This is a genomic window from Synechococcus sp. UW179B (genome assembly GCF_900474245.1).
Lineage (GTDB): Bacteria > Cyanobacteriota > Cyanobacteriia > PCC-6307 > Cyanobiaceae > Synechococcus_C.
Genome location: NZ_UCNZ01000002.1, coordinates 23,519 through 48,760, shown reverse-complemented (window position 1 = coordinate 48,760; position 25,242 = coordinate 23,519). Strand labels below are relative to the sequence as shown.

The 25,242-nt window shown below is 48.5% G+C and carries 35 protein-coding genes; 20 read left to right on the top strand and 15 right to left on the bottom strand.

All coding sequences use genetic code 11. The features are described 5' to 3' along the window. The first annotated feature begins 88 nt into the window (after nucleotides 1–88). The 6 genes from DXY38_RS01190 (at nucleotide 89) to DXY38_RS01165 (ending at nucleotide 2,978) form a co-directional block, all read left to right on the top strand. Entirely contained in the window at nucleotides 89–337 is a 249-nt protein-coding gene (locus tag DXY38_RS01190; RefSeq protein WP_115070126.1) for a DUF2973 domain-containing protein, read from the top strand. Nucleotides 338–528: 191 nt separating this feature from the next. Next, nucleotides 529–1,158: an isoprenylcysteine carboxylmethyltransferase family protein gene (locus DXY38_RS01185; RefSeq protein ID WP_115070125.1), complete on the top strand. Its 630-nt coding sequence runs from the start codon at nucleotides 529–531 to the stop codon at nucleotides 1,156–1,158. 10 nt (nucleotides 1,159–1,168) lie between these two features. Further along, nucleotides 1,169–1,579, top strand: a complete 411-nt coding sequence (locus DXY38_RS01180; protein WP_006853128.1) for a YccF domain-containing protein — start codon at nucleotides 1,169–1,171, stop codon at nucleotides 1,577–1,579. A 239-nt stretch (nucleotides 1,580–1,818) separates the two neighbouring features. Next, nucleotides 1,819–2,046 (top strand): hypothetical protein, encoded by a 228-nt coding sequence (locus DXY38_RS01175; RefSeq protein ID WP_038013368.1) that lies wholly within the window; start codon nucleotides 1,819–1,821, stop codon nucleotides 2,044–2,046. Between the two features lie 62 nt (nucleotides 2,047–2,108). Further along, nucleotides 2,109–2,351 carry a hypothetical protein gene (locus DXY38_RS01170; RefSeq protein WP_038013802.1) on the top strand — a complete coding sequence of 81 codons (243 nt, stop codon included), beginning with the start codon at nucleotides 2,109–2,111 and terminating at the stop codon, nucleotides 2,349–2,351. A 261-nt stretch (nucleotides 2,352–2,612) separates the two neighbouring features. Next, on the top strand, nucleotides 2,613–2,978 hold the full coding sequence (locus DXY38_RS01165) for an AbrB family transcriptional regulator (RefSeq protein WP_115070124.1): 366 nt from the start codon (nucleotides 2,613–2,615) through the stop codon (nucleotides 2,976–2,978). A 110-nt stretch (nucleotides 2,979–3,088) separates the two neighbouring features. Here the strand turns inward: DXY38_RS01165 and DXY38_RS01160 are convergent, their stop codons facing one another. The 4 genes from DXY38_RS01160 to DXY38_RS01130 form a co-directional block, all read right to left on the bottom strand. After that, nucleotides 3,089–3,283 carry a hypothetical protein gene (locus DXY38_RS01160; protein ID WP_006853133.1) on the bottom strand — a complete coding sequence of 65 codons (195 nt, stop codon included), beginning with the start codon at nucleotides 3,281–3,283 and terminating at the stop codon, nucleotides 3,089–3,091. 2,266 nt (nucleotides 3,284–5,549) lie between these two features. Then, the gene (locus DXY38_RS01145) at nucleotides 5,550–5,834 is read right to left on the bottom strand and encodes a DUF427 domain-containing protein (RefSeq protein ID WP_115070232.1); all 285 of its coding nucleotides are present in this window, start codon (nucleotides 5,832–5,834) and stop codon (nucleotides 5,550–5,552) included. Nucleotides 5,835–6,450: 616 nt separating this feature from the next. Continuing rightward, on the bottom strand, nucleotides 6,451–6,789 hold the full coding sequence (locus tag DXY38_RS01140) for a hypothetical protein (RefSeq protein ID WP_136987998.1): 339 nt from the start codon (nucleotides 6,787–6,789) through the stop codon (nucleotides 6,451–6,453). 366 nt (nucleotides 6,790–7,155) lie between these two features. After that, entirely contained in the window at nucleotides 7,156–7,395 is a 240-nt protein-coding gene (locus DXY38_RS01130; RefSeq protein WP_006853140.1) for a hypothetical protein, read from the bottom strand. A 105-nt stretch (nucleotides 7,396–7,500) separates the two neighbouring features. Between DXY38_RS01130 and DXY38_RS13585 the strand changes: the two genes are divergently transcribed. Further along, nucleotides 7,501–7,659: a hypothetical protein gene (locus DXY38_RS13585; RefSeq protein ID WP_006853141.1), complete on the top strand. Its 159-nt coding sequence runs from the start codon at nucleotides 7,501–7,503 to the stop codon at nucleotides 7,657–7,659. Between the two features lie 701 nt (nucleotides 7,660–8,360). Here the strand turns inward: DXY38_RS13585 and DXY38_RS01125 are convergent. Both DXY38_RS01125 and DXY38_RS01115 read right to left on the bottom strand, forming a co-directional pair. Then, on the bottom strand, nucleotides 8,361–8,549 hold the full coding sequence (locus tag DXY38_RS01125; protein ID WP_006853144.1) for a hypothetical protein: 189 nt from the start codon (nucleotides 8,547–8,549) through the stop codon (nucleotides 8,361–8,363). Between the two features lie 551 nt (nucleotides 8,550–9,100). Next, nucleotides 9,101–9,319 (bottom strand): Nif11-like leader peptide family natural product precursor, encoded by a 219-nt coding sequence (locus tag DXY38_RS01115; protein ID WP_038013808.1) that lies wholly within the window; start codon nucleotides 9,317–9,319, stop codon nucleotides 9,101–9,103. 149 nt (nucleotides 9,320–9,468) lie between these two features. Between DXY38_RS01115 and DXY38_RS01110 the strand changes: the two genes are divergently transcribed. After that, entirely contained in the window at nucleotides 9,469–10,929 is a 1,461-nt protein-coding gene (locus DXY38_RS01110; RefSeq protein WP_115070119.1) for a glycosyl hydrolase family 57, read from the top strand. A gap of 103 nt (nucleotides 10,930–11,032) precedes the next feature. On the opposite strand, the gene DXY38_RS01105 is transcribed toward DXY38_RS01110, so the two are convergent. After that, nucleotides 11,033–11,335: a TIGR03894 family protein gene (locus DXY38_RS01105; protein ID WP_115070118.1), complete on the bottom strand. Its 303-nt coding sequence runs from the start codon at nucleotides 11,333–11,335 to the stop codon at nucleotides 11,033–11,035. Nucleotides 11,336–11,438: 103 nt separating this feature from the next. Between DXY38_RS01105 and DXY38_RS01100 the strand changes: the two genes are divergently transcribed. Continuing rightward, nucleotides 11,439–11,762 (top strand): hypothetical protein, encoded by a 324-nt coding sequence (locus DXY38_RS01100; RefSeq protein ID WP_244278958.1) that lies wholly within the window; start codon nucleotides 11,439–11,441, stop codon nucleotides 11,760–11,762. Between the two features lie 876 nt (nucleotides 11,763–12,638). Here DXY38_RS01100 and DXY38_RS01095 read toward each other — a convergent pair. Further along, complete coding sequence (locus tag DXY38_RS01095; RefSeq protein ID WP_371410974.1) at nucleotides 12,639–13,448, bottom strand: prohibitin family protein; 810 nt, start codon at nucleotides 13,446–13,448, stop codon at nucleotides 12,639–12,641. Nucleotides 13,449–13,561: 113 nt separating this feature from the next. Between DXY38_RS01095 and DXY38_RS13575 the strand changes: the two genes are divergently transcribed. Beyond that, on the top strand, nucleotides 13,562–13,726 hold the full coding sequence (locus DXY38_RS13575) for a hypothetical protein (protein ID WP_006853153.1): 165 nt from the start codon (nucleotides 13,562–13,564) through the stop codon (nucleotides 13,724–13,726). On the opposite strand, the gene DXY38_RS01090 is transcribed toward DXY38_RS13575, so the two are convergent. Next, on the bottom strand, nucleotides 13,721–14,053 hold the full coding sequence (locus DXY38_RS01090) for a hypothetical protein (RefSeq protein ID WP_115070115.1): 333 nt from the start codon (nucleotides 14,051–14,053) through the stop codon (nucleotides 13,721–13,723). The genes DXY38_RS13575 and DXY38_RS01090 overlap by 6 nt on opposite strands. Nucleotides 14,054–14,064: 11 nt before the next feature. On the opposite strand from DXY38_RS01090, the gene DXY38_RS01085 reads away from it, so the two are divergent. The 7 genes from DXY38_RS01085 (at nucleotide 14,065) to DXY38_RS01055 (ending at nucleotide 19,638) form a co-directional block, all read left to right on the top strand. Continuing rightward, the gene (locus tag DXY38_RS01085; protein WP_115070114.1) at nucleotides 14,065–14,883 is read left to right on the top strand and encodes an SDR family NAD(P)-dependent oxidoreductase; all 819 of its coding nucleotides are present in this window, start codon (nucleotides 14,065–14,067) and stop codon (nucleotides 14,881–14,883) included. Nucleotides 14,884–14,964: 81 nt separating this feature from the next. Further along, nucleotides 14,965–15,921 (top strand): orange carotenoid protein N-terminal domain-containing protein, encoded by a 957-nt coding sequence (locus tag DXY38_RS01080; RefSeq protein WP_115070113.1) that lies wholly within the window; start codon nucleotides 14,965–14,967, stop codon nucleotides 15,919–15,921. After that, a complete protein-coding gene (locus DXY38_RS01075) occupies nucleotides 15,911–16,657 on the top strand; it encodes a fatty acid desaturase (protein ID WP_115070231.1) in 747 nt (248 codons plus the stop codon). The genes DXY38_RS01080 and DXY38_RS01075 overlap by 11 nt, the downstream gene beginning before the upstream one ends. A 35-nt stretch (nucleotides 16,658–16,692) precedes the next feature. Further along, nucleotides 16,693–17,013 carry a hypothetical protein gene (locus tag DXY38_RS01070; RefSeq protein ID WP_115070112.1) on the top strand — a complete coding sequence of 107 codons (321 nt, stop codon included), beginning with the start codon at nucleotides 16,693–16,695 and terminating at the stop codon, nucleotides 17,011–17,013. A 443-nt stretch (nucleotides 17,014–17,456) separates the two neighbouring features. Further along, on the top strand, nucleotides 17,457–18,296 hold the full coding sequence (locus DXY38_RS01065; protein WP_115070111.1) for a sulfite exporter TauE/SafE family protein: 840 nt from the start codon (nucleotides 17,457–17,459) through the stop codon (nucleotides 18,294–18,296). A 308-nt stretch (nucleotides 18,297–18,604) separates the two neighbouring features. Next, complete coding sequence (locus tag DXY38_RS01060; RefSeq protein ID WP_244278956.1) at nucleotides 18,605–18,844, top strand: hypothetical protein; 240 nt, start codon at nucleotides 18,605–18,607, stop codon at nucleotides 18,842–18,844. A gap of 290 nt (nucleotides 18,845–19,134) precedes the next feature. After that, complete coding sequence (locus tag DXY38_RS01055) at nucleotides 19,135–19,638, top strand: hypothetical protein (RefSeq protein WP_115070110.1); 504 nt, start codon at nucleotides 19,135–19,137, stop codon at nucleotides 19,636–19,638. Between the two features lie 240 nt (nucleotides 19,639–19,878). Here the strand turns inward: DXY38_RS01055 and DXY38_RS01050 are convergent, their stop codons facing one another. Then, a complete protein-coding gene (locus DXY38_RS01050) occupies nucleotides 19,879–20,538 on the bottom strand; it encodes an SOS response-associated peptidase (RefSeq protein WP_115070109.1) in 660 nt (219 codons plus the stop codon). A 110-nt stretch (nucleotides 20,539–20,648) separates the two neighbouring features. Between DXY38_RS01050 and DXY38_RS01045 the strand changes: the two genes are divergently transcribed. Then, nucleotides 20,649–20,876 (top strand): hypothetical protein, encoded by a 228-nt coding sequence (locus DXY38_RS01045; RefSeq protein ID WP_115070108.1) that lies wholly within the window; start codon nucleotides 20,649–20,651, stop codon nucleotides 20,874–20,876. Nucleotides 20,877–20,926: 50 nt separating this feature from the next. Here DXY38_RS01045 and DXY38_RS01040 read toward each other — a convergent pair whose 3' ends face one another. Continuing rightward, nucleotides 20,927–21,805: a GNAT family N-acetyltransferase gene (locus tag DXY38_RS01040; protein ID WP_006853164.1), complete on the bottom strand. Its 879-nt coding sequence runs from the start codon at nucleotides 21,803–21,805 to the stop codon at nucleotides 20,927–20,929. A 262-nt stretch (nucleotides 21,806–22,067) separates the two neighbouring features. Between DXY38_RS01040 and DXY38_RS13570 the strand changes: the two genes are divergently transcribed. Then, entirely contained in the window at nucleotides 22,068–22,235 is a 168-nt protein-coding gene (locus DXY38_RS13570) for a hypothetical protein (protein WP_170952812.1), read from the top strand. An 11-nt stretch (nucleotides 22,236–22,246) separates the two neighbouring features. Here DXY38_RS13570 and DXY38_RS01030 read toward each other — a convergent pair whose 3' ends face one another. Both DXY38_RS01030 and DXY38_RS01025 read right to left on the bottom strand, forming a co-directional pair. After that, nucleotides 22,247–22,726, bottom strand: a complete 480-nt coding sequence (locus DXY38_RS01030) for a DoxX family protein (RefSeq protein WP_115070106.1) — start codon at nucleotides 22,724–22,726, stop codon at nucleotides 22,247–22,249. A 301-nt stretch (nucleotides 22,727–23,027) separates the two neighbouring features. Continuing rightward, nucleotides 23,028–23,447: a nuclear transport factor 2 family protein gene (locus tag DXY38_RS01025; RefSeq protein WP_115070105.1), complete on the bottom strand. Its 420-nt coding sequence runs from the start codon at nucleotides 23,445–23,447 to the stop codon at nucleotides 23,028–23,030. An 83-nt stretch (nucleotides 23,448–23,530) separates the two neighbouring features. Here DXY38_RS01025 and DXY38_RS01020 point away from each other — a divergent pair, with 83 nt between their 5' ends. Continuing rightward, entirely contained in the window at nucleotides 23,531–23,749 is a 219-nt protein-coding gene (locus tag DXY38_RS01020; RefSeq protein WP_038013374.1) for a chlorophyll a/b-binding protein, read from the top strand. Nucleotides 23,750–24,155: 406 nt separating this feature from the next. Here the strand turns inward: DXY38_RS01020 and DXY38_RS01015 are convergent, their stop codons facing one another. Beyond that, entirely contained in the window at nucleotides 24,156–24,806 is a 651-nt protein-coding gene (locus DXY38_RS01015; protein ID WP_115070229.1) for a hypothetical protein, read from the bottom strand. 70 nt (nucleotides 24,807–24,876) lie between these two features. Continuing rightward, nucleotides 24,877–25,221 carry a molecular chaperone DnaJ gene (locus DXY38_RS01010; RefSeq protein WP_115070228.1) on the bottom strand — a complete coding sequence of 115 codons (345 nt, stop codon included), beginning with the start codon at nucleotides 25,219–25,221 and terminating at the stop codon, nucleotides 24,877–24,879. Nucleotides 25,222–25,242 lie beyond the last annotated feature (21 nt).

Sequence of the window (25,242 nt, the reverse complement as noted above, 5' to 3'; positions counted from 1 at the left end):
ACCAACGAAGCTTCCGGTTTCCAGCTGATTCAGAAACGCGAATCAACAACAAACCCGTTAATATTTCTTAATAACAGGGATTTGCCACATGCTGTCTGCACTTTTTCCCTTGGTTTATGGAAGCGTCTTCGTCTTCCTGTTGGTCCAAGCCTTTCGAATGATGCGCTTGAGCTCTAGCTCTACGGCCCCTGCCAATTCAAGACGCCGGACAGACCGGACAGGTTTGTTAACAACCCATCCCGAACTCCTAGACGCCAACGGTTCCATCACCGGCGAAGACCTTCTGGTCGTGCACTTCCCGGGCCAGGATCGACCCGAAGCGTCCATCACTGATTGAAGAGGGGCTAAACCCCATTCAGAATGGGATTCCATACCTGTGGCCCATGACCCTCAATCAATTTTTGATCTTCTTGGTCATAGGGATTGCCATTGCCATCGTTACGAGCTCAACCTGGCTTTGGTGGATCCTCGCCATCTGCACGGCTTTCGTTGTGTTGAAACTGCTAAGAAAATAACAATGCATCAACGATGACATCACAATTAACTGCAATCAATTGGGCAAAAGCGGTCACGATCCTTTTGATTCTTAGTTTGATAGGGCTATTTGGTATCGAGGGTCAACGGCAAATCCTATACGCGTGTATGCACATTAGCTATTGCTTATGGTGGCTTATAGAGCAAAGGATTTATCCAGAGCGTCGCAAGCAGATTTTCACAGAAAAAGTTGATTTCCCTGGATTTGTTGGTGCACTGGTGATTGTTGGAGTTTTTTATTCACTACCAGCATTTTTAGCCTTTACAAACTCAACAGAGCTTTCCATCGCAGCTACGGCAACGGCAATTCCACTTTTTTACTTCGGAAGCCTGATCAACACGGCTGCTGACATCCAAAAAACAACAGCGAAAGAAAGCGGAACGGGTTTGGTTCGTACAGGAATTTGGAGTGGTGTACGCCATATCAATTACACAGGAGACTTGATGCGCTACCTAAGTTTTAGTGTGATAGCAGGTTCCCTTTGGGCATTCTTAGTGCCACTCTCAGTTTTTCTTTTATACTTACAACGCATACGCGACAAAGAGACATCAATGAAAATCAAATATCAGGATTTTTCGGATTACAAATCTACAAGTTTTCGCTTAATTCCTGGGATTTGGTAAGAATACGTGCATGGTCAAATCAATTCTCAATATTCTTTGGGTCATTCTTGGTGGCCTGCCCATGGCCTTGGGCTGGTGGTTGGCGGGTCTTCTCTCTGCCATCAGCATCGTGGGCCTGCCTTGGAGTCGCTCGTGTTTTGTAATTGGTAAATTTGCTCTATGGCCCTTTGGGTTTGAAGCCATCAATCGACGAGAGCTCAATGGGCGCGTTGATTTAGGCACCGGACCGATGGGTCTCATCGGAAATGTGATTTGGTTTTTAGTGGCTGGCTGGTGGCTGGCAATCGGCCATCTCACCTCAGCACTGGCCTGCTTCGTCTCCATCATTGGGATCCCCTTCGGGATTCAGCACATCAAACTCGCTGTGATTGCGATAGCTCCCATCGGAATGACCATCGTTCCAGTCAATCAAAACAACTAAAAGCGAGGAACTCATCACGAAGAGCGGACACCATGGATCCAGAGGTACGACAATTGGTGATCGCTCAGCTCCTCGTGATCGTGATCCCCGTTGGAACGCTGTTCGCGATCTGGATCAGCATGCTGCGATGGAAAGGCAATCGCTAAGGAAAGCGTGAAGACAGCTTGCAACGGATGTGGTTCTTCTAGACATCCGTTGCCAAGCTACAAACGACGAGCATGCCAATAATCAAAATCGCAATGAACATTCCCAGCGAGTTTCAAGCCTTCTCCAACGTCCACGCCATTAGAGATGGCAGTGCATTCATTAATGTTCTCGGTTGGATGTGGAGCGAAGACAAGGGGATTCAGTATCTGGCTTGGGATGGAAGCATCTATTCCGCGAGTTCCATTGACGGAATCAGCCCGCAGGCATCACACCAGTTGTATCGAACGGCTAATTCCCTTGAAAAGCTGGCTGATCAGTAGGGAAAAGCCTTGCAAAGTCACCGCAAGACGTGCCAGAACAAGAGAACACATGCCTTTGGCAGATGACCAGCACAGCTCAACGCACGGTTCAAGCCACAACAGGCGAAGACATGCTGATTGATGCCTTACGAGGAATCAAAACGAAACCAGAGCTGATGCTCTTGCAAGACCGACTGACCTCAAACCCAGCCAACCCCCCCCTCTTTACTTGGGTTTGCAACCTGTTGATTGAACGAAGGATCTCAAGGGGACTAGCCGCACGCGTGTTGTCCCAATTGCATGATGTTGATCCGTCGGCAAGCTGAGACCAGGACCAGGTAGAGGCCTAGAGGTCCGCGGACCAGCTAACCGCTACCAAACAAATCCTGAGGGAAGCGCACAGAGGTCGAAGAAGCGAAGCAACAACATCGACAGGAAAAGCAAAACCTAGAAAACGAGAAGCACAAAAGACATCTGAAATGACAAGCCACAGGCCAGAAATACACAAAGAAGAATCAAATCAATCCAAAGTGTTGACGTAGATGAGGATGCGCTGTTAGTAATAGTTTGTTGAGGCTTATTCCCAAATGCTCACTGGTGCAGACCTGCTCGCTAAGGTCAAAGATCTTGGCGATGTATCAAAGACCGATTTAGCCACTCAGTGTGGCTACGTCTCGAAGAAGAAAGACGGAAGTGATCGTGTAAATTTCACTGCATTTTATGAGGCTCTTCTGAACGCCAAAGGTATTGATCTCGGAGGCGGAGCAGGGGGAATTGGCAAAGGCGGACGCAAGCTCAGCTACATCGCCAAAGTGCAAGGCAATGGAAATCTCTTAATCGGGAAAGCCTATACAGCAATGCTTGAACTGAGCCCTGGCGACAATTTCACCATCAAGCTAGGTCGAAAGCAAATCCGTCTTATCCCCGAAGGCAGTGAAGATACCGAAGATTGATTAGTCTCAGCAAACAAAAGGAGGCTTTACACACCTCTTTTTGTTTGCGAACTACATTAAAAAAATATCAAAAACAGAACAACTAGAAATTGAACGATAAAAAGCAATAATCAAGCATTATCCCATTTAATTTTTCCATCAAGGAGCTCCATCAACTCCTCAAGCTTCTGATTGGTCACACGAACATCAGCGGCATCTGGCATGGTGCCCTCTTCAATCAGAACGTTGTAGTGTTCGCGACACATATTGCGGAGTTCCTGAAGGCGCTTCTTCGTAATGGTGCGCTTCTCTTCTGCTGTTGCCATGCTTGGATCCTAGACCTAGATACAGTCTGCCTTATCGAGTGAACTGATAGGGCACATTGGAAGGCAAGGAGTGGAAGTCAAGCATTGAAGCTTGCATCAACAACACGGCTAACCATTAAATCCTTGCAGGTGCAAGACTTTTCAACCCATCAATAAGCATCATTCAAAGAATGTTGCACCAAAGCCTCCATACACAGCCAATCACCCCCATCACAAAGCTCCGATAGCTGCTGAATGCATCGTGCGAGAGACGCGCCAAAGCCAACAAGGCCTAGGCGTGCTCGGGTGTCGGGGTCATTGGCCATGACGGACCGCCCACTTCGCGTGACGGTTCCGACTCTCAATTTCCCAACGTCGCCATTCCGAGGAAGAGGCTGGGAGTGCCGATGGCATCAAAGCTGGATCAGTCCAATAGTCGGGTGAATCGAGGGTGGATTGATGGAGGGGGCAACAGGGTCCGTGAGCCACGAGAGATAACTACAGATTTTCTTTATCATGCTCCCTTGAGCTCCTGCTGCGCAATAGATAGATCAGCGCACCTTTACGCCAATACCTCCACAGCCCCGGCAAGCCGTCAGAGTCACACAGAAAAGAAATCCACGAAAAACCATCGGATCAGGGGAAAGCCCGTCAAGCAAACAACGAATTACAGAATTTCTGAAGGGCAGAAGAGAGATTGAGCCCGTTTCGATTTCAAGATCCAACGTAAGCTCAATTACCTATTGTACTGGTCGATGCCCACACCTCTTCAAAAATACGAATTGTCATCGATGAAGTGGGCATCGAATGGAGAGCTTTCTGCCCATGACATCCATAAGCTGCTCAACAAGATGAGTCAGGCACAAGCCTTTGAGCGACAAACTCGGTGCCTTGAGCCAACGGAAAGTTCAAAATAAATGCATCACCAGATCCAGGCCACCACTTCAAGCTCTTCGCACAAGCCCGCGGCGATTTAAGTGAAATTAAATAAAAAATACAGAAATGCATTTGATTTATTCGGAATTTATTTCTGATCCCAAGGTTAATCAGTAGATCACACGCTTTTGTCCCGCGAGAGGCCAACATATCGATAACGGTTAGATGTAGATGTACACGATTGAGCACCTTTCTGATGAAAGCTGGACAGCAGAAGTAACCAGAGAAACTGAGTTCAAAGCATTTGTTGATGCTCGGACAAAATGTATGGCCACTGGCAAAATTTATAGAGTTGTGGACGACAAGCACAACGTAAGATATACAATCACACTCGATGCATGCAAAAAGCAGCTATTTTCGAATCACTAGCTGCGTAAATCGACGCATTATTGTTGAAGAGCAGGCATAGCCTCTTGCAGCTCATTAGAAGAATCAGAATCGTTCAATCCACTCGTGAGCTGGAACGCCAAAATAGCTAATCCCAGAGAAGCAACAATAACGATTACACGCAAAACTTTAGTGGGATTCACAAAAACAAAAACAATAGAACAGACTATAGCCAGTACAGAAAAGAAAAGCCAGTTGAATTCATGTCAAACCCCTGTTCATTCATACACAGGAGACAACATTGAAGCTCTATAAATTGGCTCAAAGCATTGAACGAGGGCAAGAGAGATACGTGACACCACAAAAAAACCGCTCAACACATGAGCGGCCTGCAACCAAGTAATCCCCATCACCCGGCCATTTACATCACATTGAGTTGTGATGTGCAAAGCATAGGGACAACACACCCTAAGAGTGCATGAGTTTCGATTCACTCAAGATTGTGACTACATTGTGTAAAGCTTTAAAAGCAAAAACACGCCGAACAGATTTTCGAAGATCTACAACCAGCCGTCACAATAAAATATGACAGCGATCTAGCGCATCAAACCAAGACGATGAAGAAGCCAAAGCTCAAACGAGGCAAGAAGATCAGGTCAGATCGAAACGATTGAGTATTCAACCCGCTCATCAGAGCAACAAAGATCTCCATAAAAACGTTCTAATTCATCATAGGCGTCATCGTAATTAGCAAATCGCAACTTCGTGATCGAATCTTCTTGAAGATCATCGCGAACAATACGATACGAAGAAGATTTAGCATCTAAGCCATCAGAGGTTGACCGCAAAGCTTCAGATGATTTATCTACCATGTACTTAAAATCATCAATATTCTAATCATACGCCATCAACAGAAAGCCGTGAAAGATTGAGAATAAAAAAAACTAAATCTATTTAGGTGCTATTAGCGATGAATAGTAATCAGCCATTCATTCTAAGAGGGCTAGGGGATATTTTAAATGAATTATGAAACAATGATGTCCTTGCCGGAATAAAAAGCAAATCTATAACGAATCGACTCAGCGTCAGGCTTTGGTGTTTCATAACTCCAAGCCACATTAGTCATCACACGGTCGCCAACAATGAGGTCCCAGTAGCGTGCTTTCCCTTTCCATCCACACACCGTCGTGTGTCGAGAATCGCGAAAATATTCAGCATGCATCGCTTCACGAGGAAAATAGGGATTCCCATCCACATAAACAATATCGTCGCTTTCGGCAAGAACGCAACCATTGAAAACTGCTTTCATTGAGTTTGGCTTTTTCACCATAATAAGTAGTCATGGACTGTAGTGTGAGGCTTCAGATCATCAATTCAATGGATCAAGCAAAACAAATTCAAATGGAATAAGACAGAAAGCAGAAAATATTGCCTTAAAACTATGTGCAAAGAAATTTTTGAGGACTAAATTTAAATGCAACCAAACGATCTGGACATCTTGGGATGTGTTGCGCACATCGACGCCATGCAGTCGGTCAACGCATAAGTCTTTATTCTCCGCGGAAATCTATTTCGATCTGAAAAGGAACGGCGAAAAAACGAGCGCAATGCCTAGATCCTGATCTAGACCAAAGGTAACTGAGTCATTCCAGTGACCTTTCTCAGCAGAATCTGCGCTACATCCAAAGGTTCCACCATTGATGCCGTTGGGAATGGGAAATATCGAGTTTGTAACAAGGAATTGACATGCTCAGAAGTGGATGGCTTGTGGAAAGCCTATGAAATGCTGAGAACTCAGGAGCAACGAGTGAGCTAAGCAATCCAACGCTTAGCGCAGCACGAATCACAAGAGAAACAGGCAGGCATGACCTTTCACTCAGGTCATCAGAGTATAGAAACATGCATAAAAACTATGGGCATGCAAATCAATAGCATGCATCCCCTTTCTTAAGCTTATAAGCAGCTTCAGGATATGCATTTTTCCAAATCACGCAATTCTTCTCTTCCTGAGACAAACGACTGAATTCATCGTTGGAAGCGGAGGGAGCAGCGGGTAGATTCTTATTTTGTGTTTGGTTAAGATCTTTTTCTTGCGCCTCTGCTGCATTAGGAGTCTCACGACTAGGCAAAACTTCACTCACATAAGGCTTGGGAGCAGGCTCACTCACTTCTTGGGGCGATTCCAGATTGATTTTATTATTTAACGTGTTTCTAATCAAAAGTGAGCCAACAAAAAAACCAATCAGGGTGAAACCAATTCCCACTGATAACTCAAGCCTATTCGCTAGACGCAATTTTCCGAGCATATCGTTCAGATCTCAGATAAAGGCATTTTAATTATAAAATCCAGCGAAGCCTCGATTGAAGCTTGAAAGTTAGCAAAAAGTTTATGGAATAAACAAAACGACCTAATCAAAAAGCTTTGCAGCCTGAATATTGCTGAGTAAGCATCCTTCAAAGCCCGAAAAGCCTCAACTGCCAAAACTAATGCAAAAGAATTCAGAACAACAGTAAAGCCTATGTTGGAGCTTTGACAGACAACCAATAAAAACAATCACTCAATTCAAGTCGAAGTGATCACTCTGTCCAGGCCTTCATGAACCTGACAAAGGAGTCTCTCGAAAGATCACTCAGCTATGGCGTCCCAGAGGTTCGATCCAATCCACAAGGACCTCACGGTGATGCAACCAGCGCTTGGAGACACGGCATCCGAGGTTGACTTGTCCTTCATCCATAAGACGACCTAGACGAAGCGCAGCTGCTTCTTCAGGCCTTGAAAAGGTCTGAAGATGATCAGTGAGCCAAGTGACCTCATCTTCCGTAATCACTCCGGTGGAAAGGGTTTCGAGCACGAGTTCGCCGACGGTCATGGGGGTTTGTAACGATTTCGTTACATCTTGGCGCCTCCGTCGGCCAACTGTGGCCCGCAGTCTTCATGAAGAATTTTTAAGGTGGTGTCATCTTTAGTCACTTCCATGGAAGCCACTCTTTCCCAGCAGTTCGAAACCGAATCCATCAAGCGTCAAATTGACTCCACCACCGACGTGGCGGAACTGCAACAGCTAGCCAGACACCTTGCGGATCTCTACTTAAAGCAACGGGTCGCCACTGCCTGGGTCATCGCCAATAAGTGATCCATCGCTTGTCCAAGCTTGCATCCTCCAAAGATACGATCCACGAGACGACCAAGTTGGTTCCGTTGATATTCAAGGACAAGGACAGTGTGATTTCCAGTTAGGTGTGACTACTGACTGGTACTCCCTCCCCTAAAAGACCTCATTTTAATTCTCATCCTTTATTGATAGTAATTTCCATAAAAAAGCCTGGCAAAAGCAGCCTAAAAATTTGTATTGGATTTTTAATTCACCTTTTATTGATCCTTGTTCTAATTTTTTAGTGTGTGACAGGTTCTCAGAATCCGAGGATCCTAAAAGACTTCATCAATCCGCATGCCAAGACGAATAGGCCCGAAGCAACAGCCAAGCCTCGAGACGCCTCAGTTCAAACAAGCTCCATGGGGCCTTGCGCCACAAGAGTCTCTAGGACGCACACCACTGAGCAAGTGCTCATCGTGTGCGCATCATCTATCAACCAGTTCAGAGTTCAAATACCGTTCCAAGCACACTTGCTGGATGCTCAAACTTTTCTGCCGTTCGACGCTCAAGCTGAACCATCATCACCAGATGAGCCGTGGTTCGAATCGCTGAGAGCAGCGCTAAGCCGATACAAAGAGGACAGTGAGTCAATGTCATGAAGTCAATCTTGGAGCCAGTTCAAGCCTCTGACCCCATTCCTTGCGATTTCTTGACTTAATGGAAGATTCGGCAGTGAGTGATCAGAAGCGGCAACCCACCTCATGGATCAGGTCAATGCTGTTAGGCCATCGCCGAATGTGTTCGTAAAACTCCATGGCAAGGATGCGAGCTTCCCAAGCATCGGATGCATAGAAGCAAGCCTCCTGCTTGCTGCCATCAGACATCTTGTAGCGAATCGTGAAATGTTTGTAGTGACTGAAATAAGCCATCGGTTAAGCCACCAACTCGTGATCAGTTTGAATCGCAGTCGAACCAGCTCGGTTCATGATGCAAACCATCTCATCCAAGGGGTTGAGGACTCTCGCGGATTGTCCTTCCTGCTGGCTGAGAGCATGCGCAGCCCAAAAAGCCTCTATTTCTGTTGTTCTGGATCCGTGATCCATCCAACCGGAAGGGCTCAGCTCCTGAATTCTGTACATCAATGAACTTTCGTATGTACTCAACTTATGCACCCAACCTGCAAAACATGGTGCAAACCACTCACATTGATCAGAAGTCTTCGGGATCACGGATGATTCATGTGGTGATAAAGACAAACAACCGCCATTTTTCAAGATTTCAGCACATTCAAAGGAAATTTTGACCAGGAATAAAACGCATCCATCAGAGAGGCAACAGACCAATAAAAAGACCGTGACCCCCCGGCCACGGCCCACGAGACGCATTCATCAAGCTTGATCTGAGCCCTTCCCAATGGGCTCTTTCGTTATGGCGCATGCCATCTCCTCAACACATCAGTGTTTCTACTCAGAAGCTTGCCTCAGTAACGGTGTGGGTATTCACCAGGATGATCAATACGAACCACCCGCATCCCTCTCAGAGACTTACCTGATAGCAAAAGCAGCTCACTTCCTGACACGGGGTAGCCAAGCTCCTGAGCGATCATCGCAACCTCAGCAGCTGTCATTGCCGATTGAACACGGCTTTGCAAACGACCATCGCGTTGCAAGTGCTCCAAAAAGGACTGGAGAGCGCTCAAAACAGGTGTCCCATGCCCTTTTCTCCGTGTAGTGAATCACGAAACCAATGCACAAAGGGATCGATTACCAGCGAATCCCAAGAACCTCAACAAGACATGAAATCGGTCGTGAGCTGACGTCGAAGGCTCGCTGGAGTACGAATCAAGTCATGACCCATTCCCAATCTCCAGCGATCGCCGGCCGCGAAGCCGATCTGCATTCCCTTTTGCAGAACCGCGAGCCCGTCTGGCTCCAAGACACCAATTTGAGACTTCAGGGGATCAGCTCAGCTTTTGCCTGTGCTCTGCACATGCATCAGCCAACGATTCCCGCCGGCAAAAGCGGAGAACTTGTTTCCCATTTGCAATACATGGTCGAGAACCAGGGAGAAGGAGACAACCACAACGCGGAACCCTTCGCGCAGTGCTACCGACGGATGGCTGATCTCATTCCGCAGCTGATCAGCGAGGGATGCAATCCAAGAATCATGCTCGATTATTCCGGAAACCTCCTTTGGGGAGTTCACCAGATGGGCCGTGAAGACATCACGGGGGCACTCCGCTATCTCGCCTGTGATCTGGAGATGCAACGCCACGTGGAATGGCTGGGTACGTTCTGGAGCCATGCGGTGGCTCCATCAACACCGATTCCGGATCTCAAGCTTCAGATCAGTGCCTGGCAACACCAGTTTGTTGATCTCTTTGGGGAAGAGGCACTCAAGAGGGTGAAAGGGTTTTCACCACCGGAAATGCATCTTCCCAATCACCCAGACACCCTTCATGCCTTCATTCAAGCCCTCAATGAATGCGGCTACAGCTGGTTAATGGTTCAAGAACACAGCGTCGAAAACCCGGATGGATCCCCTCTTTCCCATGCACAGAGATATCTCCCCAACCAACTGGTTGCACGCAGCTCAACAGGAGACATTGCAAGGATCACAGTCTTAATCAAGACACAAGGCTCAGACACAAAGCTCGTGGGCCAAATGCAGCCGTATTACGAGGCTCTCACCCTTGGGAAACAACCGCTTGGAAACAGACAGGTTCCATCCTTGGTGACCCAAATCGCTGATGGCGAAAACGGGGGGGTGATGATGAATGAATTCCCTGAGGCATTCCTTCAAGCGCACCGCAAAGCATCCAATCGCAACCCAACCGACAACGAACAAGCCCAAACGGTGGCGATCAACGGAAGTGAATGGCTTGAACTTCTTGAACAGGAAGGAGTTACGGCCTCCGATTTCCCCGAAGTACAAGCCGTGAAGCAGCACCAGCTATGGGAGAAGGTGGGCAGCTGTTCGACGCGTGAAAACGTAAACGCAGCAATCGATGAACTCAAAGCCAATAACAGCGACTTCTCGATGGAGGGGGCCTCTTGGACTAACAACCTCAGTTGGGTTGAGGGCTACGACAACGTCTTGGAACCGATGAATCAACTCAGCGCAGACTTTCATCAACGCTTCGACCAGCAAATAGCAAAAGATCCATCGATCACAACGGGGGAAAGTTACCGAAACGCGCTGCTTCATCTGCTTTTACTGGAAACAAGCTGCTTTCGTTACTGGGGACAAGGAGCATGGACGGAATACGCACGCAGCATTCACAGCCGAGGCAAGGCCTTGCTGAACTAACCCATCCTGTGACCAAGGTGGAGACACGTCAGGACTGGTTCTGACGTGTCTTGGAGCTGATGTATCCCCCCTGTCATGCAGGGAATCGAAATGTCCTAGCTGGTTACCCTGCAGCACGTGATCGACGACGCACGACGCGTCGACCATCGGGGGTCTGATCCACCTCGGGTTCGCTATCAGCGCTGGTGGTGACATCTTTGCCCTCAGGTTCGTTCTCAGGAGGTTCTTGCTCTGCAATAAGACCCACAACCACCGCAGCCTGAAGCTGATCAGAAAGATCACCAATCACCATCAAGGCCTTGAGGGTGAGCTCCAATCGAGACTCACGAGGCAAACCCGGGCGCAGCTTCTTGACAGAACCCCACAACTCCTGCCCGACTTCCTTGAGTAGCTCCTTGTCCGCCATCTAAATTATTGTCAATGACATCAACTTACCGAACGAACGGCTGGAGGGGTTTCTGAAGACGCTCGTCTACGACGGTGGCTGTCCTTTCTGCAAAGCATTTGCATTGCGCAGCGAACTAGAAGGAGGCATTCCAGATCTGCTGATCCGGGACGGAAGACTTGAACATGATCTCCGCAACGATTTACGTAGACGGGGATTCAATTTAAGTGAGGGAGCCGTATTGATGGATGGAGATCAAATTTGGCACGGGAGCGAAGCCATTTCAATTCTCTGCAGCCAGCTCAAACCAAGCGATCCTCTTTTGGCCTTGCTCAACGGCCTCTTTCAAAATAAAAAAAGAGCCAGATATTTGTATCCAGGGTTGCTTGCTGCCCGTCAATTAGCACTCACACTCAAAGGGCTACCCGTGGATCCAGATCGTGCCTGAGCTTTTTGAAAGCGCTGTTCTTCAAGGTCCATTTGATAGGAAAACTCACGTATCTCAGCTTGCATTTCTAAGAGCATGACCACGAGTGAACGTGCCAGTTCCCTGCTAAAACTGTTCTGCATGGACGATGCTCAATACAGGTCAAGACTCTTCTAAGTGACTGGAACGACCGTTCGTGGATAGGGTGAGCCTGCTGTCACACAGCTCAATGATTGTGAGTGGAAAGATGGTGTCCTGCCAGGGAAATAGCTTGAACATCGGATCAAAAGTTCAGAGGGAAACAGTCAGCAATTGAACAAATGCGCTGAAACACTCATTAAACGACGCTTTCAGCTAGCAAAATTTCCGAATAGGCAGCATCAAATATTTCCTAACAGGAACAAACCTGGGTTCTAACCACATCGATCACGCGATTCAGAGCAAGAGGCCACGCGTGGAAGGTTTCTGTTTTGGAAGCTGAAACAGCTCAGGCGAACCTTGAGGCACGACCCTGTAGCGAACGCGAACTTGGGTCTTGGATGCGCAGTGGGTAAGCACACCCAAAAGAACCACAACCAATAGCCCACGAAAAACATGGTGATTCACGCTTTCACCTCGTGGCCACTGGTTGGAAGATCAGCAATGCAAGCCCAAAAATTCTGTCTGGGAACATTGATAAAACCTTCACCAGTTCATTGCTTTAATCGTACCCACTTTTCCATTGCCATGAGCACTGAACTCAAGAACGCCCACTCTGAACAAGACCGGGGGAGCGTTCCTGCAGCAAAAAGAAACCACTACAACCGTTAAGACAAGAGTGATTCAACCAAAGCAATTCGGCTAAAAATGCCAGAAAAGGGCAAAATTCAGCCGAAGAGCCTCTTAAATCAAAGTCATTTACTTCTTCGATCCAACGATCACAGAAGGCATAGCACCATTGGTTCCAGGCAGACCTGGGACAACCTGAGTCATACCGTCCCACTTATCAAGGAAAAGTTTGTACAAAACGCGTTCGTTAAGGCCTTTGTTCAAGGTGTCGTAACGCAAAGCCTCCTGCTCAGCAATTTTCACCTCGGTTTGGGCCCTGAGAAGTTGCTGTTCAGCAATCTGTTTCTGCTCAATCGCGGCACGATATTCTTCGGCAATTTCCAGTCCCGTGAGGTCAAGACCCAGCACCTTTACATAATCAAATTGATCAAGTTCGTCGGCAACTGTCTCTTCAACGAGCGTTGAGATGTCATTCCATTCAGAGGCGATGGTGACCAACTCATATTGAGAAAACACAGACTTAAGTGCTTTCAACAAGGACGGCTGAATAATTCTTGGATACACATCGCGATCACTGCTTGCAATCGTGCTGTAAGCACGACCAGCTTGATCCGCCCGTAACGCGTATTTGATGGTGGCCGTGGCCTCAATTACCTGCAAATCCTTCGTGAGAGTGGCAAAGTTTTCAGGCCGTACTTGCGTTCGGATACTGAAAGGCCATACCTGCTGAACGAGGGGAATTTTGACATTCAAGCCAGGCTGACGAGATTCACCACTGACTTTGCCAAGCGTTGTCACAACAGCAACTTCACCAGCTGGCACCACAAACAAGGCCTGAGCAAGCAACAACAAAGCTGCTAAGACGAGACCAAGGATCGCGACCAGCCCTCCTTCAGGCCCTCCTGGGGTCACCGAACGCATCTGAGATGGGGTCTGCATGGGGAATGTTGTCCGCTAGAGCTTTGATGCACCTTCTCTAGCGAAGATGACCGGGATTGAGGCGATGATCGTGCTCAAAATGCCACAGTGATCTTGGTATCGACTGGAGAGCGATGTCCCAGCGATTCACAGTTTTCTTCAAGCTCACGGGTGAGAGTGTCAGCTCGATCACCGTGTTTGCCTCGGACCACGCGGCAGCATGGGCCGCAGCACTCGACGAATTCGGAGCTCGCACCATCTCCGTGGTTCGTACTCCTGACGATGACAGCGACCTATGAACGTCGATTCAGCGACGCTTTCCATCTGTCCCACAATTTTTGCTGCCAAGGGGTCACATCCATGGGGATGCGCTCAGACGACGTCTTCTGAACCTGGTCAAGTTGCTCGAGTTCGTTGCGCAATTGACGGAGGATCGGGATCAGCGCGAGCCCGGCCAACAAGCCAGCAATCAAAAGAATCGGCAAGACGACGGGTAGCAACGCCGCCATCAGCACCAATCCCAAACCAAAAACAAGACCAGAAATAAGTTGTTGCTGCCATCGAGGACGTGGTCGACCTGGAAGCTGTTTCATGGCATCGCTGTCAGCCTGAGCGCACTCTTCCATATCAGCCCCGGATGACCAAGCCACAACGCACTGTCTTGATCACTGGGGCCTCCAGCGGAATTGGCAAAGCCACCGCTCAACGGCTCCTTCTTCAAGGCTGGAAGGTGATCGCTGCGGCACGAAACACAGAAGCGATGAATGATCTTCGTGAGTTAGGGGCCGAAGTGCTGACTCTTGACATCACGGACATCCAATCAAGGCAAGCCGTTGTGACGCATATCCATCAACAATTTGGTGCTCTTGATGCCCTTGTGAACAACGCTGGATTTGGAGATGTTGGTCCCATCGAAACTATGCCAATTCAGAGCGCTGAAAACCTGTTTCAGGTCAATGTCTTCGGTCTCATCGCACTCACTCAGTTGGTTTTACCGGAAATGAGAAAGCGTGGAAAAGGCACGGTCATCAATCTTTCCTCGATCGCGGGCCGATTTGTTACCCCTGGAGCAGGGTGGTATGGAGCAAGCAAATTTGCTTTAGAGGCGCTCAGCGATGCCTTACGGCTCGAGCTTCACCAATTCGGAATCAACGTCGTCGTCATCGAACCCGGCTTAATTGCAACGCGCTTCGAAACTCTCACGAGGAAATCCATGGCCGAAGCCCAAAAAGACCCCGCTTGGGCTCCCATGATGAGGAAAGTGGAAGAAAATTGGCAGGAGGGGTTCAAAAGGGCATCTCCAGCAGACGTTGTGGCGGCAACCATCCAAAAGGCTTTGGATGCTCGCACTCCAAAAGCGCGATACCTCTGCGGACACCGAGCCGAGTCTGCAGTCATACAAAGACTGTTGCCCACTAATCTGTGGGACGGCATCCTTCGCTGGCAAATAACGTAGGAGATACCAAATCAACGCCCAAAGCGCGACGTTTTCGATACAGAGTGTTACAGTACCGGCACCTTCAGGTGCGGTAATTCCATGTTCACGATCGATAAGGCCGCGCAAATATTTCCAGATACACGCACAGCAGATGCCGTTCCAGCGATTACTGCTCGCTACAAGCTGTTGAGTGCAGAAGATCAACTCGCTTTGATCTGGTTTGCCTACTTAGAGATGGGGCGCACGATCACCGTGGCCGCTCCTGGCGCTGCTCGAATGGCAATCGCCCAGCCAACCTTGGATGAAATTACAGGGATGAGCTTCAGTGAGCAAAGTCGCGTGATGTGCGACTTAGCTGGAAAAGTTGATGCTCCAATCTCAAAGCGTTATGCCTTCTGGTCGATCAATGTGAAATTGGGATTCTGGTACGAACTTGGCGAACTGATGCGTCAAGGGAAAGTTGCGCCAATTCCCGATGGTTATAAGTTGTCCTCCAATGCCAACGCCGTTCTTGAATCAGTCAAGAAAGTTGAACAAGGACAGCAAATCAGTATTTTGCGTAATTTCGTTGTCGATATGGGTTTCGACCCTGACAACGATGATTCAGCCATTGTTTCTGAACCAATCGTCGATCCAACTCCTTCAGAGGCTCGCGAAAAGGTCTTTATCCCAGGGGTCCTGAACCAAACGGTTTTGGACTACATGGAACTGCTTAACTCCAATGATTTTGATGCACTGATTAAGCTGTTCTTGTCGGACGGAGCGCTCCAACCTCCCTTCCAAAGACCCATTGTGGGCACTGATGCGATTCTGAAATTCTTTAAACGGGATTGTCAGAATCTAAAGCTGATTCCTAAAGGTGGTTATGGAGAACCCACCGATGGCGGTTTCAATCAAATCAAGGTTACTGGACAAGTTCAAACGCCTTGGTTTGGAGGTGAAGTTGGTATGAATGTTGCTTGGCGCTTCCTACTAGATGAGAACGACAAGATCTACTTTGTTGCCATCGACCTCTTGGCATCACCAGCTGAACTTCTGAAACTTGGTGGTAGCTGAATCAGTTCAGCAGCGTGATCTCGGTTTAATTTTCGCCGCAATAATTGCGGCGATTTGGCTCATCACACTTGTGGTTTGCCTGTCATTAAATCTTGAATCTTTGCCGCTTGCAACACTCATTCCACTGGTTTTGTTGAGAACTTTTGTTCAAACAGGTTTGTTCATTATTGGCCACGATGCCATGCATGGAATTCTTGCGCCCAAAAGATTAAAACTCAATCATTGCATTGGAGCTGTAGCACTCATTCTTTATGCGGGTCTCAGTTATCGACGTTGCAAAAGCAATCATGCTCTGCATCACCTAAAGGCAGAAACAGAGCGCGATCCTGATTACCAAAGCCACCCAGATCATTCCGTTTTGAGATGGTTTTGGGATTTCATGAGTCGGTATATGAATGCCGGAGCCCTCACGATTTTGGCTTTGTTTTGGATGGCACTCACCATTCTCAACCCTTCAACGGATCAACAAGCCGTTTTATCCGTTGCTGTGTTCTGTGCCCTCCCTTTAATCCTGAGCGCTCTGCAACTCTTTTTCGTTGGAACCTGGTTTCCCCATCACCTCAATAAAAATAACCCCAACCGTCAGACACCAAGGAGTTTGACGATCCACCCATTGCTCTCGTTCGCAGCTTGCTATCACTTTGGATATCATCGCGAACATCACCTATCGCCGTCCACCCCCTGGTTTGATCTTCCGCGTTTGCGTCAACGATCCCCATTGAGTCAGACGGCCTGAACCTCCGGCTAACACCATCCCTTTTGATTCACGTCATGACGCAAGTTGACTGGCCTTCCACAGAAACAGAAATCGCTCGTAAAGCTTTCCACAAAGGCAATGAGCGCGCGGTGACTGTTTTAATTGGTGTGATCCAAACGAAGAGTCAATCCCTGAACTCACTGGAATCAGTTTGCTCACTCCACGATTATCTCAGCACTGAAAGGTACGAGATCGAAGGGAGAATGGAATTCAACTACGAGACGATCCTTTTCTCTCTCGCAGAAATGATGAAAAGGAATCTCATTGAAGTAACAGACCTACAAGGCTTAGATCCCAAAAAGGTGTCAAAGATCAAAGCGATGTCTCTGTTCTGAATAAAAGCTAGACATTATTTTCAACAATACAAAAGCCCAATCTATCAACATTTTCAAATTAGAATAGTTTCATACAATTACTCACGAAATTACTATTAAGCCCGAAACAAAAACGTCAATGAATTTCTGATTCAGTCGTATTTTCACTTGAAGGACCCTGCTCAAGTTTCCTCTGTGCCTTTGCAGCTTTCTTCAAGATTTTTTGAGCCTCCCCTCGTGTGAGGCACTCCTCTGCCCGAGACTGAAGCTTATGGAGCTTTCGATGCTGCTTAGCGGGGTTCATCCTTTACCTACCCATATACCTTTTTAACATTCTCTGAGCCGCAGTGGCAACTGTGTGGTTCATATCGGGGTTAGCCAACAACATCAGTAACCATCTGAGCTGAGAAGCCACATTGCGATGGCCTTTCAAAGCATGCTGAAACAGCAAGCAAAGAGATGCCGTGGTGCCTTGGTGGGATATTCCGCTCTTGATCAGCCTGGGACTCTTGGCAGGAGGGTTGGCTGGATTGTTAGGAATCGGCGGTGGTCTCATTTTTGCACCGGTTTTGCTCTGGCTCAACCTGCCTCCTCATCAAGCGCTCGCCACTAGCAGCTTTGCCATTGTACCCACCGCTCTAGCAGGGACAATCGTGCATCTTCAAAGTGGAAGCCTGCCAACACGATCAGCCCTAGCCATCGGCTTAGCAGGATTCGGATCAGCATTTTTATTTGGAGGGCTTGGTGGCCTTGCCGCTGGATGGGTGCTATTGGCAATGCAAACAGCGGTCTATGTGTTGTTGGCCTTTTCTATCAAAGAGCCGCCACAAGCTGAGGAAGAGGCTGGGGAGGAAGAGAACAAGGAAAAAGAAGAGGAAAAAGAGCCACTCTGCTTGGAAACGGAAGAAACCTCCGCGCCCCTGCTGGCTGGTGTGGGCTGCATCGCCGGCTGGACAGCGGGCATGCTTGGCCTTGGTGGAGGACTCGTGCTCGTTCCGCTGATGAGTGGGCCTTTTTCAGTCCCGATCCATCAGGCCATTCGACTCAGCACAGTCGCAGTGTTGTGCTCAGCGAGCGCAGCATCCCTGCAATTTCTGCATGAGGGCCGGGGCATTCCTTGGATGGGACTCACGCTGGGAAGTGTGGCAGCACTGGCGGCCCAATGGACAGCAAGGCGCCTCGATCTTTTTGATTCGGCTGTGTTGGTTCGTTGTCTACGAGGACTGGCCATCGTCTTGGCCGTCGATAGCAGCCGACGAGCCATTCAACTCGTCCTGAGTCAACCCCACTTGTTCATGCACTAAGAGACAGACCAAAGGAGTGAGTCCAATTCCAGAAGTCTCAGGTTTCATTCATCTTTAACTGATCCTTCAGAAAACTCTAAGAACAACAAAATTCGGCTCAATATTATTTCTAGAAGAACACATCCGATTCATGACAAGCGCTCTTAAGGGGTTTCATTATGGCCATACTGAACATAATCAGCTTCGCCAGCTCCTTGCACACACCATTGTGATCGGAGTGATTGCACCAGTCCTGACGGCAGTTTCTCTTAGCCAAAAGCTGTCTCCTTCACCGACAGAGACGAAGAATTTTCAACTGTGGTAATCGAATGGACGAAGGAAACGGGGCAGCATCTTGCAAATTTCTCTCAATGAAGAGAGAATATAAAGATAGCCGTCAACGACAAATGAGCAACGAGTCAGACAAAAACAAAGAGTATTGGATCGATGAAATCGCTTTCCTGGAAGCGAGACTGAATGGAAGCCAAGGGGATATCGACTCCGAAGATCGATCTGCTTGCGAAGAGGCGCTTAAAACAGCAAAAACAAATCTTTCCGCCTACAAGTAATCATACGAAGGACAAAAGCCAAGAACATAATTCAGCAAGAAGCAATGATTAGGAATTCAAGTGTCAACTTGGCAGAAAAAACAAAGCCAGCAAGAAAAGCAACGCCATTTCCATTGACTCACCTAGACATCAATACCAGGACACTTTGTTCCCAAAAAAATCAATCAACCTTCACCAGAAAGCTCTTCTGACGGTGCCTCATGCCACGACATTGACTGACAACCTCAAGAGCAAAGGCTCAAAGAAGCCCCTCACTGCGGCATGGTGAAGGGCTGCCCCCACTCCATGCCATGCTTCGGCGCTCTTTGATTTCCATCCTGATCGCAGTGTGTTTGCTGATCGGGACGCCCGTGCTGGCCGCAGAGCTGCGGTTGAGTGACGTGGCCTTAGCTCCCTGCGATGCTAATGATCCAGGGGCACAACCAGGACAGGCGCTTGGAAATACCCGCAACAACATCACAAGTCCAGAGGGCGCTAGCTGCTACGTGCTGAGCGGAACAGTCGTGAATCCCAGCAAACGCGCTGTCGTGGATACGGATGTTTATGCACGCATTCTTGATCGAAGCGGTGAGCCAGTGCTTCAAAACCGCACAAGGGTTGGGTCTATTGGAGACGTTGAGCCAGGGTCGCAAGCGTTTGCCCTCCGCCTCGCCGTTCCCAAAGGCACTCCAGGCCCCTTTGATGTCAAAAACCCAAGAGCACGGGGATTCAATGCTCCTGTCCGTAGTCGTGCGAATGACGACGATGAATTGCTACCACTCGAACAGACTGTGGTGACGGCTGCGCAGGATTGAAAAATGCTCACACCGATCAGGTCTGGAATCACGTTGCTGGGCTTAATAGCATTGATGTTGCTCATCAGCTCGAACCCAAGAACCGTGAATCGAGACGCCCCTCTGCGTTCCCTGAAGGACAATCGAATGATGCCCCGCAACAGCATGCGACGCCTCAGGGAACAACGAATTCGAGACTGAGTTGCAAATCATTGAAGGAAACTAACCTTGATTGATAAGCATTAATTTGTGGATCCAAGTTCAGTTGATCTCAAAGAGCGAGCCCTGAATGGACGATGGAGAGGGCTCATTCCTGCGCTGTTGAATGGGGTCCACCTTCCAACCTTGAGGATCCCAACCCATCAGGAGTGGTTCTAAAGCCCTTAGGTCATGCCCATCAGCGACGGCTAACCACGCCTCTTCCAGACCATCCGGAATTAACACAGGCATTCGATCATGCAGGGGTTGAATGAGAGCATTCGGCGCAGTGGTGAGAATCGTGCAGGTATCAAGTTCACTCCCATCCGAACCAAGCCAGCGTTCCCACAATCCAGCGATCCAAAAGGAACGTTGATCAAGACGGCTTACAAAATAATTTTTCTCGAAAAATCCAGTGGCTGGGATTAAACATCGCCGATGGCGCCAAGCCGCTTTGAAGCTTGTTTTGTCAGCAACAGTCTCAGAGCGAGCATTAATGGGTCTAGGTCCACTAGAGGGGTCTTTCGCCCAGGAAGGGATCAACCCCCAAAGCATGAGCGCAGCTTCGGTTTTGCACTCCTCTCGACGCAATCCCAACACGGGTTCAGAAGGGCGTATGAGCTGCCGGGGCGCGTAGCGCGCGAGATGCACATCAGACATCCGCTCCCGTAGAACCTCCGGGAGCTGAAGAGCATCGGCAGTAAGGGCAAAACGACCACACATAACACCCATCATCTAGGGCTGATGGCATGCGTGGGGGAAGACATCGATCAAAGATCTCACGGATGAGAGATCAAACTCGTCAGAATCGAAGAGCGTTTGTAACCGAGGGAATGCTGCTTCTTAATCCGTTTTGCCTGATCCGTGCAGGCCAGGTGGCTGGTCTTAAAGCCACCATCGTGATCTTGATGATGATGTTGATGAAGTCCAAGCTTCTGCGCGTGAAGATGTCGCTTCTTGGCTCCTTGATTGGTTTCACTCTGTTGGTTGGCTTCCTGCTCACCACTGGCGTGCTGACGCTTGTTGCAGGTGGAGCCGTCATCTACGCAGCAAAGAAATAACGATTGGATGAAGCCTGTTCGAAGATGAACAGGCCAAAGTGCCGTACCAATCAACCCAACTCCAAACAGGCAAGAGCAAACACATCATCTAAAGCCTGTTTCGGCAGATCACCTCGATACATCCGCATGGTTTCTGACTCAGTCTTAAAACCCAGATCTGCCATGAGCCCCTTCGCAGCAACGTTGAAACCAGGGGTATCGATCAACAGCACCCCTGGATGGCGTTGCTGAAGTTTTTGAATCAGATACACGGCTAACCCAGGGGAATCGGCGAGCAGGGGACCGATGCGCCAGCCTTCACCGTCTTGCAAAAGGCATGGGCGAATGCGACCAAAACCATGACAGTTTCCGTTCTCATCAAGGAGAGCAAGAACTTGACCCGACGGATGTCCAAGCCAATCAGCAAGGAAATGAGGCCTAGGACTGGGCTCTCGTTGGGCGTCGTACAGCTGAACAGCCTCTGAGGGAATATGGCTGCCCTCCACCACATGCAAACCGGTTGGGAGTTCCCCCCTCAAGTCAACGGCGTGGCCCTCGTTGAAGCAACGCCAACGGGTGGTTAACGAAGATGATTCAAATCCCCATCCCGCATAGTCCAAGATTCGAGCAGGCGCTGCCTCCAATCCAATGCAGGTGAGATCGGAAAGGTGATCGAGAGCATGCTTCCAAAGCTGTTGGCCATACCCGTGACCTCTCTGATGGGGCACGACGAGATACAGGCCAATAAATCCGTAATCAGGGTTATACCGGACGCCTGCAATGCATCCAATCGGCTCATGATCAAGCCAGGCAATCCACAAGCCTTGACGATCCGTGTGCCGATAAATCTCTATATCTCCAAGACCTGGAGCAAAACCCTCACGACGGGACCAGTCGGTCACGATTGGAATCTGATCTGACTCCAATTCGCGAATATCAAGACACCCCATCAAACCAACCAAAACGAGGCACGCCCTCAATCATGGGGAACAACACGCCCAAGCACTCAGAATTCATTCTTGAATATTCGCTCCAAGTCTTTTCGAAACTGTTGGGAGCTCAGGGGCAGAGCTTTTTGACGCGCTGAGTTTCTAAACAGCAAGGAGCGAATCCACCAGATTTGAAGAACTGCGAAGAAAAACCCCACAATCAGCAGGCTGACCGTGGGGGAATCGAGAGGAACGTTCATCAAAGTGACACTGATCAAGCAGGATGGAGTCTGATTGGGACAGAACCTTGCGCGAAATGAGTATGGCCGAGCTGTTACTCCGCAACGTCGGAAAGTTTGCGGCCGTGTCAGGGGTGATCGGCGTTGTGATCTGGTTGAGCTGGGTAATGCTCGATGTCAAACACCTTCAGTCGGGATTTACCCTTCCTTGAGGACCTAAAATTTAGGCGACACCGTCGGAAATCACTGTATCGATTGAACCGGATTGCTCACGTTCTAGCTCTGGACTAAAGCGACGAACAATCAATTCATCGATGGCTAAGCGTCCGGGGCCCATGGCCAGAATTGCCACGGCCGAAGCAAAGTAAAGACCTAATAATTCCAATAGATAGATGTTGAATCCAGCAGTAATGATGGCGTGATAGATAGCGACCGAAATCGTGCCCATGATCGCAAGGGCGCCAAAACGCGTCAGAAATCCCGTAATCAACAACCAGCTCCCAATCACCTCGGAAAACGCTGCGATGTAAGAAAGGAGAATGGGGAAAGGAAGGTGGAGAGGACGCACGAATGCGTCAGCAAAATTTTCGATATTTGCCAACTTCTCATATCCATGATGGATGAGAAGTGTTCCAGTGAAGACTCTCAGAATCAAAATTCCAAAATCGGAGAGGAACGGTTTTGTCGCGAGAGTTCTCAGCACTGGAATTTACGTTTCTCCACATACCGTAATGAAAAGTAGGGCCTCTCGCGAAAAGAGGCCCAGAAACGGCCCGCTATAGGAATAAATACTCACTTGCAAGTCAGTGAGCGAATACGCCATAATGAGATTTGTATCAGTCTGTTGACATGTCAAGCGAAGCTTTGATCACCGTCTTCCTTGGATTTGGCGCCGCCGTCACAAGTCTCACCTTTTGGAAGCTGAGCCAAGCCCAGACTTCCGATAATTCCCCTACTCGCTGAAGCAGGGCTGATCAAGCTCTCTTCCTTACCGTTCTGAGCAATTAGTCCACAAATCGCTTGTAAAGCCAGCGTACAAACCCTCCTAGTACAGGAACAGGACCAAAGGTAGGGCCAACGAAATCAAAGTAATCTCTATGACTAACAACTTTTCCGTCCGCGTTGAGTTCTAATCGAGAAGCACCGGGATAAATAAACTCAATTCCCTTAATTTTCAATCCCATTTCCCACTCAATAAAAGCAATATTTTCATTGATGGCGATGGCACCAGGCACAAGATAGATGTCATCGCAACGTTTCATTAATCCATCTTGTGCTGCGATATAGGCATCAATGCCATGACGCTCTTGCGTTGGATCTTGAAAACAAACTTGTTCGTCATACAACTCTCTCCATTGGGACTCCGTTGGGGCTGGTTTTCCATATGGTTTCGTAAACAGTGCTTTTAAACGGTCAGAATCCATGGGTTCGGGCTTAAGGGTGTCCTAAGCCTATGAAACGAAGCTGAATCTCTGCATAAAATCAACTTCGAATTGTTAGAGCCCCTTTGTCACGCCAAAATTTCCAGTACGAACCTTTGGAAGCTTTCGGCGAGGGTCTGACCACGAAACGCCCATGGAATCAAGGATCTCTGGGTTTTGTTGAGCGTCTCAACGGGCGTGTGGCGATGTTGGGTTTTATGGCTGCGATCATTGGTGAATTGATCAGCGGTCATGGACCTGCAGGCCAAGTTGCAGCCGTTATCCGCTGGTACTTATCCCTGTAAGGCCCGTTCCAGAGACTTCTTTCCCATTTCAAGAGAGCTTGATTCGCACAAAATATTATTAAAAACAAATCAAAGTTAGAAGTCGCTTTTAATCGTCAACAGGAATCATTGAATCGTTTGGGCGAGATCATTATCCTATTCTATATTTTCTAGATACCATCAACAGCAACACTGAAGAGTTTGTTCATTATAATCTCTAGCAAATAATCAACAGCCACCGATCCAATCAACCCATTCAACCTAGGAACTGCGTTGTTTAAAAACACAATCCGGATCACAGGAGAGCTGGCAAGACCCAGCAATCATCATGAGCTCTAGACATAAGGTTGGCCTAATCGATCAGCGGAGCCCCTCCTGCCATCTCAAAATCACACGAATCAGAGTTCGCTTTGAGCACTATCAAGGATCACTGCAACGCATCAGACAAAACAGTAAAAAACAGTAAAAATAGCAAAAGAAATCCAAAAATAGAAGACGTATAAAATATATTCAAGCGACGGCTATTTGACTGCAACCATCCGCTATACAATCGGCTCAACCACGGCACGAACCACCAACCTGTTACCGCAACAGTAATGGCATTACTGACCAACATATTGAGTGGCAAGGGTAGGCCCCCAAGTGTGTTCTGACCACTCACGATCAAAACCATGACGGAAGGATAAAGAGCCAACCAAACCAAGAGATTGATCTTCCAAACTGGAGTTTGGATACCTTTGCGTGAATCAAGCCACTGATCGAAAGAATGGGGCTCTAACAGCGAATGATATTTATAGTCAAGTGAAGTTTCTGCCTCATTCAACAGCTTACGCCGTTCAGTACTGTCCAACCAAGCCAAACAACATTGAAGGCTCATGAACTTCACTCTCGCAGTACAACGATACCCATCTCGTAATCGATGGGGAGAAAAACTAAGATCCTGCCCTAGATAGCCTTCAAACTTCATAGCCGCATGGTTCATTCTCTCCTGGATCTTTTTAAAGTCATTGAGCTGAGAACCAGAAATTTCACTCTTAAATGTATAAGTAAACCCCTCTCCAGTTGCCCTTGAGGCCATCATTTCTACTCCTTAACATGACTTGGATTGGCACTGAGCAGCCTGCAAATCAAGCAAAACAACCTCTGCGTCACGACGCCAGGGTGTCTGACATCTCAGGCTGAAGCAAAACGTCTCGAGCATTGTTTAGACGCGTCATTACATCTGGATCGCCACCCTTATCAGGGTGATGCTGCACGGCCAACGCTTTATGCACCCGCTTAACGGCCTGTTCCGTTAACCGACCGGAGAGAGCCAATCCCAGGGTCTGCCTTGCACAAATCGCTTCAAAATCTGGGTCGCGACCCAGGGGCTGACGCTCACGACCATGGTTGGAGTGACCAGGTTTGCGCTTGCTATTGCGGTTGCGCTTGCTCCCGCCAGCGTTACCAGTTCCGAAACCTGAGCCCCCTGGGGCCTCTTGAGCGCTTGACATGGTGATCTCCCTTGACGTGCC